Consider the following 14511-nt stretch of genomic DNA (forward strand, 5'->3'; position numbering starts at 1 on the left):
TAACTAGTAAAATGGTGAAAATAAAGATGGATAAGAAACCAAAGTAGAAATCAGACCAGTTAAATAGGACATTTTAGTATGCTTCCCCATCCACCTAGTGTACAGACACTTTTGTTTCGATATGAGGCTCTATTAACATAAATCGACTCGTTCTCTTGCACTTTTCGTATAATACTATTAAAGTATATATCGGTTGAAACCGAGTCTAACTTGCGATAGATCAGACGGAAACTTTTTTACTTTTTAATTTTGGGAATTGTTTTTCCCTTAAGGAAAGGGTTTAGATATAAAATGAAAGAGAATTTTTGGAAAGAGTTGCCACGGCCGTTTTTTGTTCTGGCTCCAATGGAAGCTGTGACAGATGTCGTTTTTAGACATGTCGTGAGCGAAGCAGCAAGACCTGACGTATTTTTTACAGAGTTTACAAATTCGGAAAGCTACTGCCATCCGAGAGGAAAAGACAGCTTACGAGGAAGACTGACGTTTACGGAAGATGAACAACCAATCGTCGCTCATATTTGGGGAGACAAGCCTGAATACTTCCGTGAAATGAGTATTGGTATGGCAGAAATGGGGTATCGTGGAGTTGATATTAACATGGGCTGTCCTGCTCCTAATGTTGCACCAAAAGGAAAAGGATGCGGACTGATTCGTCGTCCTGATGTTGCAGCAGAAATCATCCAGGCAGCAAAAGCAGGAGGGCTACCCGTGAGTGTAAAGACTCGTCTCGGTTACACAGAAGTAGAAGAATGGCGCCACTGGCTGAGGCACCTTCTGGAACAGGATATTGTGAATCTTTCCATCCATCTCCGTACGAAGAAAGAAATGAGCGATGTTGATGCTCACTGGGAGCTCATTCCAGAGATTAAGAAACTTCGTGACGAAGTTGCCCCTGATACGCTGCTGACGATCAACGGAGATATTCCAGACCGTCAAAAGGGACTTGAACTTGTAGAGAAATACGGAGTAGACGGAGTTATGATCGGACGAGGAATCTTCCATAACCCGTTTGCTTTTGAAAAAAAGAAAAAAGAGCATACGAGTGAGGAATTGCTTGATCTGCTGAGACTTCAGCTCGACCTTCATGATAAATATGATAAAGAACTCGAGCCACGCATCTACAAAGCGCTTCCCCGTTTCTTTAAAATTTACGTTCGCGGCTTTCGCGGAGCAAGTGAATTGAGAAATCAACTGATGAATACAAAATCTACAGATGAAGCACGTGCTCTTCTCGATGAGTTTATAGAGAACAATGGTTTAAAGGGCCAGAATGGTTTTACGGTTTCTTGAGTTAAATTGGTTCGTAAAAATTTAGGTTCTTTAAAAGAGAGAAAGGCCAATCGCGCTTTTCTCTCTTTTTTTATCGTTATTTAAGCAAAAAAGCATTGGTAAACAATTAAGCTTCCAAATGCTTTTATTATTTTAGCTCTACTGACTATTAATCTCTATCTCTAGCCACTTGAGTATCTCGAATATTTTTTTGAATCGTGATGGCCGCAAATAGACTAAGAACAAATGACATACCATAGAATCCTTTTTCACTTAAAATAATACTTCCAGCGTTATAAAGTCCGATTGCCATCAAGCCAATGGCTACAATAACCGCTAACCAACTAAGGCCATAATAAATGCCCGAAACAGGGATATCCTCTTCCTTATCTCTCACGGCTTTTTGCAGGGACACAGCTGCATACAGGCCGAATACCAATACGGCGAAGTAATACCCCTTCTCATTAAGTTCCATGGCGGCATTAAACAGGCCAATAAGATAAGCAGAAACACCGATCACCAAAGCGGTCCAACTTGCCCCTTTAAACGCAGCAGTCGGTTCACCTTCTTTCCTTTCCACCTTGATCTTTTTTTCATTCGACTCCATTAACGGATTTTCATTCATATCAGGCATTAGACGCCTCCTTCTACTTTATTCAATTTATAAGTTTCCTATAAAAACCATTATAGCAATTTCCCACAAATTGTCTTTATTAAAATTGAAGGATTGATGTATTGATTAACCATATGATCATACTGAAGAACACCAACTCATCCATCACAGCTTTAAAATAAGAGAGAAAAGGGCCCAGATCATGGTTGTGATCCGGGCCCTTTAGAATTAAATAAAAGTTTCCTAGTCTACTGTTTCATATGTGATATCTATTTCATACCGCATTTACTTATGATACGGTTCCCCTCGATTAATCTTAAACGCTCGATACACCTGCTCCACCAAAATAAGCCGCATTAGCTGATGAGGAAATGTCATTTTGGAAAAAGAAAGCGTATCGTTTGCTCGTTGGAGAACCTCATTACTTAATCCAAGTGATCCACCAATGACGAAGGCAATTTTGCTTTTCCCGTATGTCGCTAACTGATCAAGCTCTCGAGCAAGTTGCTCAGATGTTTTCATTTTTCCGTTTATGGCAAGAGCAATGACGTGTGCATCCGATGGAATCTTAGATAAAATTCGATCCCCTTCTGCTTTTTTCACCTGGATCATTTCCGTCTCACTTAAATTTTCTGGTGCTTTTTCATCAGGAACTTCAATCACGTCGACTTTAGCGAAAGGCCCTAATCGCTTTGTGTATTCTTCAATTCCCTGTTTCAAATATTTCTCTTTCAGCTTTCCTACCGTTACAATACTAATATTCAAAAGTTATCCCCACCTGTGTATCATTTTGTAAGTCCACAGCAAATAAACAGGTTATCCACAGATTCTATCCACATATACACATTTTTCATCCACATATCGTGACCGAATATTAGTTCGACACCATATATGTTGCGTTATTTTTACAATACTCACATTCTGTGGACAACTTTTCTGTGTCATTTTCCACTTTCTCTAGTACAGGAAACTGTCCTGTTTCATCTACAGCCACATCAAGAGCCAGCTCTACATGTTCTTCACAACAATAAATTTTCATACAATCGCTCCTTTCTAATTATGTCGTTTCTAAGGTGTTTTTCCAAAAGGAAACAGGAGAGTTTCCTCCCCTGTTATGGTCACGAATGTTGCTGCTCAGCTAGCGTAACTTCAACCTCTTGCTTTGTTCCTTCACGATAGATCGTTAATTTCACGCGATCGCCAATTTCTTTTTTTGTGTAAAGAAACTTACGTAGATCAATGGAGTTCTTAATCTTATTCCCATCCATCGCTGTAATCACATCTAACTCTTTTAGCCCCGCAATTTCTCCAGATGATGTTGGAAACACGCTCATTACCACAACCCCATAATCGACCTTATCAGGCAGCTTGAGAGACTCGCTCCAATGATAAGTTGGAATTTCAGATAGTGATTTTGTTCCAATTCCAATCTCTGGTCTTCTTACTTCACCGTACGATTCAAGATCGTTGATAATTGGTTCAGCAATATTGATTGGGATTGAAAACCCAATTCCTTCTACGCTTGATTGAGCAATCTTCATAGAGTTAATTCCTACAAGTTGACCTGAAATATTGATTAACGCTCCACCACTATTTCCGGGATTAATCGATGCATCTGTTTGAATAACATCTGCATTCCAATCAATCGTCCCGTTTTGATCTGTATCTACTGGAAAGGATCGCTCCGGATTACTGATTATCCCCTGCGTTACCGTTCCTTCTAAGAAGCCTAAAGGGTTACCGATCGCAATAGCTGGCTCACCTGGCTTTAACGTATCAGAATCGCCGAACTCTGCAACCATTGTAACCGCCTCAGAAGGGATTTTAAGCACCGCCAGGTCCATTAGAGGGTCAGTGCCTATAAGCTCTGCTGAAACGCGCTTCTCGGCGTTTAAACTCACCTCAAGCTGACCCGCACCTTCTACCACGTGATTATTCGTTACAACAAAAGCATCTTTACCCTCTTTTTTGTATATAACACCTGATCCCGCTCCAGCTTCTCCGTAATCTTCTGCCCAAAAATCGGTTTTCTGCAGATTAATAACACCTACTACCGCTTCCCCTACATTCTGTACCGCTGACGTAATATCATTTGTTACATCAATGCTAAGGTTCTTCGTAATCGGTTGCTGTTCAACTTGTGATTCCGCTTCTTCTTCTTGAGGAGGAGCGATATCAGGTAGCACCCCTACGTCTGATAGAGCAGGAACCGTAAATAGAATGAGCAGTGCACCGAGGATCGCACCAACTAATCCCGCCATAAATGCTCCGCCGCGGTTCCCTTTCTGCCGCATTGGTCGGTTGTTTTCATCGCCATCATAATAGCCCAAAGTATTCACCAATCCTTTCAATTAAAAAAGGAGACCTTTAAGACCAATTTCGTTCACCAAAACTCTTCTCTACGAATTTATAATTTTGTTAGAACGGTAGGGGAAGCAGGATCTGTATCATATAACGCAACCTGCTCTCCTACTGCAAAACCATTTTGTTCAAGAGTTTGTTGGACAGAAAGTCTTGCCAGGTCTTTCATGTTATTATCTTTACTTAAATGGGCTAAATAAATACGCTTTGTTTGATCACCAATAATGTCCGATAAGGCTACCGCAGCATCTTCATTTGAAACGTGTCCCATATCGCCTAGAATACGTCTCTTCACGTTCCATGGATAGCGCCCCATCATTAACATGTTAATGTCATGATTTGACTCAAACACAAGCATATCTGAATTACGAATCGTTCCTTTAATCCGATCACTTACGTATCCAAGATCAGTTGCGATACTCAACTTCTTGCCTTCGTGATGAAAGGCATAAAACATTGGCTCAGCTGCATCATGCGACACACCAAATGATTCAACATCCAGATCATCGAAAGTTTTGATTGTATCCATATCAAAATGAAACTTTTGCTCCACGGGTATTTCACCAATTAATCCTGACATTGCATCCCACGTTTTTGCATTGGCATAAATGGGAAGCTTGTAGCGTCTAGCAAAAATACCAAGTCCTTTAATATGATCACTATGCTCGTGCGTCACAAGCAACCCATCCAGATCCTTTGGATCGAGATGGGCTTTCGCGAAAAGTTCTTCAAGTTTTTTTCCACTTAATCCGGCATCGACTAGAAGCTTGTGCTTCTCTGTACCAACATAAATGGCATTACCTGTGCTTCCACTTGCAAGCACACTAAATTCAAGAGACATACAACGTTCCTCTCCTACTCATCGCTTGTAACCGTCTTCGGCTTTGAAGGATCAGGCTGATCGCTCGATTCCTTCTCCTCCTGTTCACTTTCAATACTTTCTTCCGTATCACTAAACACTGTTTTTTCAATCGCATTAACGTAATAATTTTTTTCTGGATCATCGTTCTTTTTATTCGAAACAACAACTTGCCACGTTGGAACAAAAACAAATGTATCTCGCTCATCTTCGTTTGCGACAGTTGTATAATAACCAATCGACATATTTTCAACTTCATCATTTAAACCAATATCTTGTTGGTTTAGTAAAAGCCCAATCGTTTCAGAAGCAGGATCAATTTTACGTTCTTTGCCTATTTTCTGAAGGCTTAAATAGGTTTGTGTATAAGAAACAACTTTATCGTCCTCAAGTGTTACAATCAACATGCCTGATTCTTGACTATATATCGGGCGATCCTCAAACGTTTCTACGAAATACTTAATGTTTGGGTTGTTTTCAGCAGGACCGTAATATTGATACTTGCCACCTTCGTAAACATACGTTTCTAGAAAGATCGAAAAAGCAGAAGGCTCTTTTGGATCACTTATAGGAAAAGGCTTCTTAAGCGTTGAAACTAGTTTTTCTCCATCAAGTGTAATATCCTGACTCGTTCCTTCTTCTAGCGTTTTCTCTTCTTCCTCTGTAAATTCATGAACATCTCCGCTAATAAAAGACATTTTCTCTGATTGCACAGGAAGGTTGTTTTCATAAGTTACGTTTAGATTTTTTAGCTGATCTTCAATCGTAACCTGTTTCTGTTGTTCAATTTCACTTAATTCCGTTTGCTTTTTAAATAAATCACTTGCCAGAAAGATATTAAACACTAGGAAGGTTAAGATTAATATCGTTTTCGTTCTATTCCAATCCAACTTCTTCCCCTCCCAGTGCATTGCTAGTAGATTGCAGCGGTGTCCAGGTACCATTCAATTTCACAAACCATTGGGGTATGAGCGAAAAGTCATATGGCTGATTTGCTGAACGATCAATTGTATAACCAACTGTCATGTTTTGTATCTCACTTGTTTTAAAGCTTCCTTCTTCAAGTAGGGCTTCAACATCTTCATAACCTGGCAGCTGACGTTCACTAATTTCCTTTGTGTATTGAATAATTTTCAACATCCGCTTGTACGTACTAACGTCATTATTTTCTAATGTCACGTTAACCTCATCTAAATCTTCTGTAGAAGAACTATAAACGGGATAACCTTCTGTATAAAGACGGAAAGTGATTTGATCTGTATTTTCCTGAGAAGATGTAACCCATTCGCTCAGTACATACTTATCATCATTTAAATCAGTTACACGAAAGCCAAAATGCTTGTTAATAAAGCCATACGCATCAAGAATAGGTGATTCATTTGCGTCAAATTGACTTGACGTTGATGGTGGATTTTTAAAGACCATGTATTCATTGTCGTAATTAAACGTTAAATCTCGGCTTCCATCTGTATAAAGATCTGAAATGTTATTAAAGGTGTTCTTTTCAACCGTATCTTGTTCAGGGAAAAGCGCTTCTTTAAAATCTTCTTCATTTGCTAGTTCGTCTGTACTTCCTCCAAATGAAGCAATCGACTGACCTTGAATCGGTAAATAAAAAACGGGAGATTTATCAGAAACTTGAAGTTCTTTAGCTCGAGCCATCTCCATTTCTTCTGCTTCATTACTAGTAATATCGAAGGAAGAGAAGACATTTGCATACCATTCTTTCATTTTACTAGAAGCCTCAATCGTGGCACGCATGCCAACTTGACTCGATGTGTTGAGAAGAATGATCTCATTGTTTTTACCAGACGCAATCGAAGGAATAATAATACGATCAAACGTCGAAAGAGGAATATCGTCTTTTGATATGCTCACTAATTTTTTTAACACATCATTTGAAAGCAATGTAGGGAAAATAAGCTCAACGCTATCCCCTCTTCCCTCTAAATCTTCCATATCATTTTCCACCGTAAAAGATTTAATTTTAATTCCAGAAATAAATTCATTGTAAAATTCATTAATGGCGTTGAAATTAAAGGAAGTAAAGTGCTGATTATCAATATGATAAACGAGCTGATTTGGCTTTACTACATCACTAATATTCACTTCCTGAATACCAACAGGACTCGCTTCTGTTGGCGCTGCTTCTTTCTCATACTCAGGTTCGAACGTCCAGATCTGCCAGGTGAGAAATAAACTTGTTAGAACAAGGACGTTCAATAAGATTGTTTTAAAATTCTCAAACTGCTTCTTTGTCATTCTCACTTGTCCTCAACCTCCCTTATTCGTTTATAAGGGAGAGTAAAGTAGATCGTTGTTCCTTGTCCCCACTTACTCTCTGCCCAGATGTCCCCATGGTGTGCATGGATCATTTCCTTGGCAATAGCCAAACCAAGCCCAGTTCCCCCGATCTGCCTAGAACGGGCTTTATCGACGCGGTAGAACCGATCAAAAATTTTCGAAAGATTATTCTTTGGAATACCTACACCTTCATCACTAATGCTAATCCGAATCTTCTTACCAATCGTCCAGCATCGCGCCGTGATCGTACCGCCGTCAGGTGAATACTTAATCGCATTGGATAGGATGTTATCCAACACTTGTGTCATTTTATCTTGATCGACTTTTGTATAAATTGCGACGCGAGGAAGCTGTCTGACGATGTTAATATTATCTCGCTTTGACATTTCAAATCGGTCAAGGACATGATCAAACATTTCGACAAAATCAACTTCCGTGAACTCTAGACGATATTCCTTTTTATCCATTTTAGATAGTTGCAGAAGATCATTCACTAATCGAATCATTCGTTCCGTTTCATTTTGCGTCACACTTAAAAAGCGAGGTGCAATTTCAGGATCCTGGAGCGCCCCTTCTTGAAGAGCTTCGAGATAACTTCTCATCGTAGTAAGTGGCGTGCGTAGCTCATGTGACACATTGACAACGAACTCACGTCGCTCCTGTTCAAGCTGCTCTTGTTCAGTAATATCATGGAGAACCGCAATCAACCCGTTAATAGGGCCATCTTCTTTATGGATAATTGAAAAATTAACACGTAAGATAAACGTTTGATGGTCATCACTTAAATCAAGTATCATTGAATCTGGTCCGTTATAGACATCATCCCACGTTTTCTCTTCTGAAAACTGGAGAATTTTATTCAACGATGTTCCAAGGACCGTTTCACGTGAAACGCTCATCATTTCTTCTGCACGATCATTCATTAAAATAATCATACCTTCTCGATCTGTAGCAATAACGCCATCTGTCATATAAGCAAGAACAGATGTAAGCTTCCGACGCTCACCCTCCGTTATGGCATTAGCCTCTTGAAGTCTACGTGTTAAATCATTGAAAGCCAGAGCAAGTTGTCCGATCTCATCTTCGCCATATACTTTTACTTTTCGGGTAAAATCTCCACGTGCCATGACAAGCGCTTGTCTTCGCATATCCGAAATTGGCCTTGTAATTGTACGAGAAATAATAATGCCAAGTAGCCCAGTTAACACTAACGCGATGAGAGCGGATTGAGCCAATAAGCTATTCACTTCATCTGCCTGTTCAAAGACTTGATTCATATTTGCTTGAATATAGACTGCGCCGACAGTTGTATTGGTTTCGCCCTTTATAGGATAACTATAAGCAAAAAAACGTTCTCCTTCACTGTCGATCAAAATGTTTTCCTTTGAGACGCCATTTAAAGCACTAGTCACATAATCGTTCGTTGCGCGTGTTCCTTCAAGACCGTCATCATTAAGCGTCCCGACTACCTGCCCTAATGAATTAACAACGAGAATTTGGCGAATTTCATTTTGCCTAAAATTTCTTATCAAGCTAGTGATCGTATTTTCTTCTTCATCACTCTTACTATTCACCTGATCAGACACATTATCAGCCAGGAGCTCAGCACGGTCTCGAATTGAACTCATATAGTTCTGCTGAAACTGATCTTCTAATTTGTCATTAAAATAAACAGAGATAAACTGAATCGCAACTAAAATGAGGAGAACATATACAATTGCAAACTTAAAATGGATGGACTTAAAAAAACCGACCTTTCCCATCTAAAGTTTACTGCTCCTGTTCCGGTTCACGCATATAGTACCCCACACCACGTCTTGTAATAATCCATGTCGGGTGGCTTGGATTATCTTCTACTTTCTCACGCAAACGACGTACCGTTACGTCTACTGTTCTTACATCACCAAAATAATCATAACCCCATACGGTCTGTAATAAGTGTTCACGCGTCATCACTTGTCCGATATGCTTCGATAAATAATGCAGCAGTTCAAACTCTCGGTGCGTCAGTTCAATCGATTCCTCGCGCTTTGTGACAAGATAAGCATCTGGATGAATCGTTAGCGCCCCTACTTTAATAAGAGAATTTGGAGAAGACTCTTTCTCAGGCTCCTGCTGACGACGACGCAAATTCGCCTTCACTCGAGCAATCAGTTCTCTTGTGCTAAAAGGCTTCGTCACATAGTCATCCGCGCCTAGTTCAAGTCCTAACACCTTATCAATTTCGGAATCCTTTGCTGTTAGCATAATAATCGGCATTTCATATTTTTTACGAACTTCTCGGCAAACTTCCATGCCGTCACGCTGAGGCAACATAATATCCAAAAGAATCATATCAGGATTCTCTTCCTCAACTTTAGCAATGGCCTCATCACCATCGTAAGCGCAAACAACTGTAAAGCCTTCCTTCTCAAGGTTAAATTGCAGAATATCCGCAATTGGTTTTTCATCATCTACAACAAGAATTTTCTTGTCCATTATGAACGCTCCTTCTTTGATATGACACTATCAATTTACCGTTGATATGAAACATGCATACTTTCGTCTATTTTATCATATTATGTAGGTTTTATTACGATCTTCCCTACAGCTCTTCCCTTAACTTCTTTCAGAGAAACGCTTCGCCTTTTATAGATCGCTCAAAAACACTAGCTTACCTATAAAAAAGAAACCTCCAGCTCTCACTGAAGGCTCATCTTTTTATTTTTTTAAGTAATTCATTGGATTTTCTAACTCACCATTTTTATAAACTTCAAAATGAAGATGGATTCCGGTCGATTTCCCCGTTGTCCCCATTACACCAATTTTATCACCTTTTTGAACCGTATCACCTTTTGAGACAGAGATTGATGCTAAATGAGAATAGGTTGTCTTCATTCCGTTATTATGACTAACCGTTACCTGATTTCCATAACCACTTCTCGTACCTGCGGCTGTAACCTTTCCATTATCAACGGTTCGAATGGTTTTATCTGTAACACCAGCAATATCGATTCCTTTATGATAAGAACCCCAGCGTTCTCCCTGTTTACTAGTAATTGTACCTCCGACAGCTGGCCACCCAAATGTACCGGTTCCTTTAGAGGAAATTTCTTTCGTTCCAATCACTATTTCTTTAGAAATAGGTTCTTTCGTTACATCCTCTTTCACAACATCTTTGTCGACTACCTGTCCATTCTCATATTCCTTGGAATATGTAACAAGCTTCTTTCCTTTTTCTCCATCTTGCTTTACTTTCTCTTCACCTTTAAGAAGTTTACTACTTTTTTGCTTAATCACTTCAAAATCGATTTCTTCTGATTTTTCGACTTCGATCGTTTCCAAAACAGTCGCAAACTCTTTTTCCTGAAGAACCTTCAGTTGATCACCTTTCTTAATTTCATCATTATTCGAAAGATTATTTCGATCCATCAGTTCTTCTTTCTTCATTTTAAACTCTTCCGCAATTTCGTTAAGAGATTGATTTTTTTCTACTTTGTATTCCGTCTCTTCCTTATAGCCATTAGCCAAGAGCGAAACACCTTTTTCTTTAGACACAATGTCATTCGGATGAATTTCTACCTTTTCAATTTCAAAAGGACTAGAGAAGTCTACCGCTTCAACAGGATGAAACCCTTCATCTGAATCTTCCATGCTTTTAACCGTCTTCTCAATTTGTTTTACTTTTTCTTCAGAAAGAAAAGATTTAGCATAGCTCCAAAGAGCATCCATGGCTTCTTTTTCACTCGAAAAGCTTCCAACCTGTTCGTCATTAAACGAAAGGGAGTAGCCTTCACCAATAAACGTGATTTCCTCTTCTAGTTGTTCAAGAGCTTCCTTGTTATCATAAGGCGGTTTAAAAAGTCGTTCGGTTACGACTTCAACATCATTCTCAACTGAAAGCTCAATACCATCGATATCTTTTTCATCCTTCAGTTCTTCTATGTTTTTGTCTAATACCGCTCGACTATCAACCGTTCCGATATTTTCTCCATCTATATAAACATGATAAACGGGTTTCATTAAATTATGAACAGACGCTCCGACTGGTTCGATCCAAAGAAGCGAACTGAAACTTGTAACAATAATGGAAAGTTGTAAGAAACGACGTACATTCATTCTTTTCATGCGACTTCCTCCTGCAATAGCTGAAACTATCTTTTTTACTCACGTTTCGCACTTTATCATAATTAGGAAGTCACATGGGTACAAGTACTCAACTTGTAATCAAAATGTAGTCTTTTCGTCACGATCGTGGCAAGTGATGGTAAGAATCTGGAAGGTTCTTCATGAGTTACCACCCGAATTGATCAAGAGAGCACACTACAAAATTTCCTCAACAAAAAACGCATACCCCTCAAAGAGAGATATGCGATATATGTACGTTGTTAATTGAGAACTATGGTGGCTCCGGACGGAATCGAACCGCCGACACGTGGATTTTCAGTCCACTGCTCTACCGACTGAGCTACAGAGCCATTTAAATGATGTCTAGTAACGTTTACTATTTCCATTTAATAGATTAAATGGCGGTCTCGACGGGAATCGAACCCGCGATCTCCTGCGTGACAGGCAGGCATGTTAACCGCTACACCACGAGACCAAGTTATGATTGTGTTTAGCTCACTTATGTTAGAAAGAAGTTATATCTAGCTGTGAGTTTAGGATGTCCCAAAAACGTAGAAGTAAATTCGACGTAGTCAGAATTTAGTATTGGTTGCGGGGGCAGGATTTGAACCTGCGACCTTTGGGTTATGAGCCCAACGAGCTACCGAACTGCTCCACCCCGCGACGGTATGAGTGTAAATATGCTGCACATGCTTCATTATGCTGTGCACTGTTTCTTCCTCTATATGGATCAATTCCATCTAAAGAAAGAAAATGGTGAGCCATGAAGGACTCGAACCTTCGACCCTCTGATTAAAAGTCAGATGCTCTACCAACTGAGCTAATGGCTCGTCATAAATATCTTGTAACGACGACAAGATTTATCATATCATTGGAATTCATAAAAAGCAAGCGATCTTCGAAAGAAAATAAAAAAACAGTCATGGAGTAAGTTGATTTCATCTTACTTTACCCCTTTGCCTGTTTATTTAATCGCTCTTTCATCATTTCACGGATTTCTTGTTTGCGACGATGACGTTTAATCGCAAAACGATTAACCTCTTGGAAAATCAAAGATGACTCCTTTTCCGTTTTGAGATAAAATTTCACACCGAAGAAGTTACTTGCTCTCGTATTAGGGTCATTAGGGTCGTTAGGTTTCCCCCATACAACTTCACCTCTAATTCGGAATGGTTCATCGTTTAATTTGATGGAGAACTCCATATCCGTATGCATTGGTACTTCCAGATCTACTGAAAAACCAATACCTTCGAGTCCAATATCATGGATATAAATTTTATGATTAAATTCTGGAGTGACAGGTGATTCTTTTTCAATAACTCTCATTCTTGCGGCAAATGGAACGTCAAGTTGCTGACGAAAAACCTGCCTTTTATTACGACTCATATGCACACCTCATCAAAGCTCACCGATTTTAATAGTTTAAGTTTACCATAAAATTTGTTTTTCTGCAGAATTTTCCAACATCTAAACCCTATTAAAAAAAGCTGACAGTTTTAAGCTGTCAGCTCTGTTCATTAAGCAAAAACGCCACGAATCATATTTGTTTGATTGCGATCAGGTCCAACGGAGAAGATCGACAATGGAATGCCAGTAAGTTGTGATACGCGCTCAATATAATGACGTGCATTAGGAGGTAGCTCTCCTAAGTTTTTAACACCCGTAATATCTTCTGTCCAGCCAGGCATTTCTTCATAAACTGGCTCGCATTCAGCCAATACTTTAAGGCTGGCAGGAAATTCTTCAATAATTTCGCCTTTGTACTTATAAGCTGTACAAATTTTAAGCGTATCAATTCCAGTTAATACGTCAATTGAGTTCAGAGAAAGGTCCGTAATGCCACTCACGCGACGCGCATGACGAACAACAACGCTATCGAACCAACCAACACGACGAGGACGTCCCGTTGTTGTTCCATATTCATTTCCTACTTCACGAATTTGATCGCCAACTTCGTCATGAAGCTCAGTAGGGAAAGGGCCATCTCCAACTCTTGTTGTATAGGCTTTTGAAACACCTACAACATGATTGATTTTGCTCGGTCCTACTCCAGATCCAATCGTAACGCCACCAGCAATTGGGTTAGATGATGTAACAAACGGATAAGTACCCTGATCAATATCGAGCATAACGCCCTGAGCGCCTTCGAAAAGAACACGACGTCCTTCATCAATTGCATCATTAAGAACGACTGAAGTATCTACAACATATTTTGCGATCTGTTGACCATACTCATAGTATTCTTCTAGAATATCCTCTTTTTTGAAACCTTCTACTTCATACATTTTTTCAAGAAGGCGGTTTTTATCTGTAAGGTTACGTTCTAATTTTTCTTCAAAAACTTCACGATCAAGTAAATCACAAATACGGATACCAACTCTTGCTGCTTTATCCATATATGCTGGACCGATTCCTTTTTTCGTCGTTCCTATTTTATTAGCACCTTTGTATTCTTCCTCAACGACATCAAGTTTTAAGTGATAAGGAAGAATAACATGTGCGCGATTGCTTATACGCAAATTATCTGTATTGATATTACGTTCATGTAAGTATGAGAGTTCTTCTAGAACGGCTTTTGGATCTACAACCATTCCATTTCCAATAACACAAATCTTATCATCATAAAAAATTCCTGATGGAATCAAGTGAAGTTTGTACTTCGTATCATTAAATACAATGGTATGTCCAGCATTGTTTCCACCCTGATAGCGAGCGACAACCTCTGCATTTTCCGAAAGGTAATCCGTAATCTTTCCTTTACCTTCATCGCCCCACTGTGTACCTACCACAACTACTGATGGCATTTGAGCACCTCCAGATGCTTCCTAGAATTATTTGTCAGAAGCATACTACTTTTTTAAAAAACCCAGGCTAAGTGTATCAATTTGATCCTGATAAGTCAACAAACCCGAACAATTATATAAACAAAACTAAATACGTTCGTTATTCAGTTTTACTTCCCATTATCATAAACCAATCACGCCCCCTATTATTATGC

The 14511-nt window shown here is 39.4% G+C and carries 13 protein-coding genes and 4 tRNA genes; 1 reads left to right on the forward strand and 16 read right to left on the reverse strand.

The features are described from left to right. Positions 1-291 precede the first annotated feature (291 nt). The gene (locus tag ATG70_RS17870; protein WP_098445591.1) at positions 292-1290 is read left to right on the forward strand and encodes a tRNA dihydrouridine synthase; all 999 of its coding nucleotides are present in this window, start codon (positions 292-294) and stop codon (positions 1288-1290) included. A gap of 148 nt (positions 1291-1438) precedes the next feature. Here ATG70_RS17870 and yiaA read toward each other — a convergent pair whose 3' ends face one another. The 16 genes from yiaA to ATG70_RS17950 form a co-directional block, all read right to left on the reverse strand. Next, a complete protein-coding gene (gene yiaA / locus ATG70_RS17875; protein ID WP_098445592.1) occupies positions 1439-1903 on the reverse strand; it encodes an inner membrane protein YiaA in 465 nt (154 codons plus the stop codon). A gap of 264 nt (positions 1904-2167) precedes the next feature. After that, a complete protein-coding gene (gene rlmH, locus ATG70_RS17880) occupies positions 2168-2647 on the reverse strand; it encodes a 23S rRNA (pseudouridine(1915)-N(3))-methyltransferase RlmH (RefSeq protein WP_098445593.1) in 480 nt (159 codons plus the stop codon). Between the two features lie 109 nt (positions 2648-2756). Beyond that, positions 2757-2921 carry a CxxH/CxxC protein gene (locus tag ATG70_RS17885; protein ID WP_098445594.1) on the reverse strand — a complete coding sequence of 55 codons (165 nt, stop codon included), beginning with the start codon at positions 2919-2921 and terminating at the stop codon, positions 2757-2759. Between the two features lie 79 nt (positions 2922-3000). Continuing rightward, positions 3001-4212: a S1C family serine protease gene (locus tag ATG70_RS17890; RefSeq protein WP_373560772.1), complete on the reverse strand. Its 1212-nt coding sequence runs from the start codon at positions 4210-4212 to the stop codon at positions 3001-3003. Between the two features lie 77 nt (positions 4213-4289). After that, positions 4290-5084 carry an MBL fold metallo-hydrolase gene (locus ATG70_RS17895; protein ID WP_098445595.1) on the reverse strand — a complete coding sequence of 265 codons (795 nt, stop codon included), beginning with the start codon at positions 5082-5084 and terminating at the stop codon, positions 4290-4292. 14 nt (positions 5085-5098) lie between these two features. Continuing rightward, positions 5099-5992 carry a two-component system regulatory protein YycI gene (locus tag ATG70_RS17900; protein WP_179886320.1) on the reverse strand — a complete coding sequence of 298 codons (894 nt, stop codon included), beginning with the start codon at positions 5990-5992 and terminating at the stop codon, positions 5099-5101. Next, complete coding sequence (locus ATG70_RS17905; protein WP_257147787.1) at positions 5979-7364, reverse strand: YycH family regulatory protein; 1386 nt, start codon at positions 7362-7364, stop codon at positions 5979-5981. The genes ATG70_RS17900 and ATG70_RS17905 overlap by 14 nt, the downstream gene beginning before the upstream one ends. A gap of 2 nt (positions 7365-7366) precedes the next feature. Then, positions 7367-9169 (reverse strand): cell wall metabolism sensor histidine kinase WalK, encoded by a 1803-nt coding sequence (walK, locus tag ATG70_RS17910; protein ID WP_098445598.1) that lies wholly within the window; start codon positions 9167-9169, stop codon positions 7367-7369. 7 nt (positions 9170-9176) lie between these two features. Continuing rightward, entirely contained in the window at positions 9177-9884 is a 708-nt protein-coding gene (yycF, locus tag ATG70_RS17915) for a response regulator YycF (RefSeq protein ID WP_098445599.1), read from the reverse strand. Positions 9885-10106: 222 nt separating this feature from the next. After that, positions 10107-11513 carry a M23 family metallopeptidase gene (locus ATG70_RS17920; protein ID WP_098445600.1) on the reverse strand — a complete coding sequence of 469 codons (1407 nt, stop codon included), beginning with the start codon at positions 11511-11513 and terminating at the stop codon, positions 10107-10109. A gap of 274 nt (positions 11514-11787) precedes the next feature. Then, positions 11788-11863, reverse strand: a tRNA-Phe gene (locus ATG70_RS17925). Between the two features lie 49 nt (positions 11864-11912). Then, a tRNA-Asp gene (locus tag ATG70_RS17930) sits at positions 11913-11988 on the reverse strand. Between the two features lie 111 nt (positions 11989-12099). After that, a tRNA-Met gene (locus ATG70_RS17935) sits at positions 12100-12176 on the reverse strand. Between the two features lie 91 nt (positions 12177-12267). Beyond that, a tRNA-Lys gene (locus tag ATG70_RS17940) sits at positions 12268-12343 on the reverse strand. Positions 12344-12461: 118 nt separating this feature from the next. Next, a complete protein-coding gene (locus tag ATG70_RS17945; RefSeq protein ID WP_098445601.1) occupies positions 12462-12899 on the reverse strand; it encodes a PilZ domain-containing protein in 438 nt (145 codons plus the stop codon). A 131-nt stretch (positions 12900-13030) separates the two neighbouring features. Continuing rightward, positions 13031-14317: an adenylosuccinate synthase gene (locus tag ATG70_RS17950; RefSeq protein WP_098445602.1), complete on the reverse strand. Its 1287-nt coding sequence runs from the start codon at positions 14315-14317 to the stop codon at positions 13031-13033. Positions 14318-14511: the final 194 nt, after the last annotated feature.

Source organism: Bacillus sp. es.036 (assembly GCF_002563635.1).
Taxonomy (GTDB): domain Bacteria; phylum Bacillota; class Bacilli; order Bacillales; family Guptibacillaceae; genus Guptibacillus.

Bases quoted from the DNA above. Each gene is read 5' to 3' on its own strand.
- ATG70_RS17870 (WP_098445591.1), top strand. From the start codon at position 292: ATGAAAGAGAATTTTTGGAAAGAGTTGCCACGGCCGTTTTTTGTTCTG.
- yiaA (WP_098445592.1), bottom strand. From the start codon at position 1,903: ATGCCTGATATGAATGAAAATCCGTTAATGGAGTCGAATGAAAAAAAG.
- ATG70_RS17885 (WP_098445594.1), bottom strand. From the start codon at position 2,921: ATGAAAATTTATTGTTGTGAAGAACATGTAGAGCTGGCTCTTGATGTG.
- ATG70_RS17895 (WP_098445595.1), bottom strand. From the start codon at position 5,084: ATGTCTCTTGAATTTAGTGTGCTTGCAAGTGGAAGCACAGGTAATGCC.
- ATG70_RS17905 (WP_257147787.1), bottom strand. From the start codon at position 7,364: ATGACAAAGAAGCAGTTTGAGAATTTTAAAACAATCTTATTGAACGTC.
- walK (WP_098445598.1), bottom strand. From the start codon at position 9,169: ATGGGAAAGGTCGGTTTTTTTAAGTCCATCCATTTTAAGTTTGCAATT.
- yycF (WP_098445599.1), bottom strand. From the start codon at position 9,884: ATGGACAAGAAAATTCTTGTTGTAGATGATGAAAAACCAATTGCGGAT.
- ATG70_RS17920 (WP_098445600.1), bottom strand. From the start codon at position 11,513: ATGAAAAGAATGAATGTACGTCGTTTCTTACAACTTTCCATTATTGTT.
- ATG70_RS17945 (WP_098445601.1), bottom strand. From the start codon at position 12,899: ATGAGTCGTAATAAAAGGCAGGTTTTTCGTCAGCAACTTGACGTTCCA.
- ATG70_RS17950 (WP_098445602.1), bottom strand. From the start codon at position 14,317: ATGCCATCAGTAGTTGTGGTAGGTACACAGTGGGGCGATGAAGGTAAA.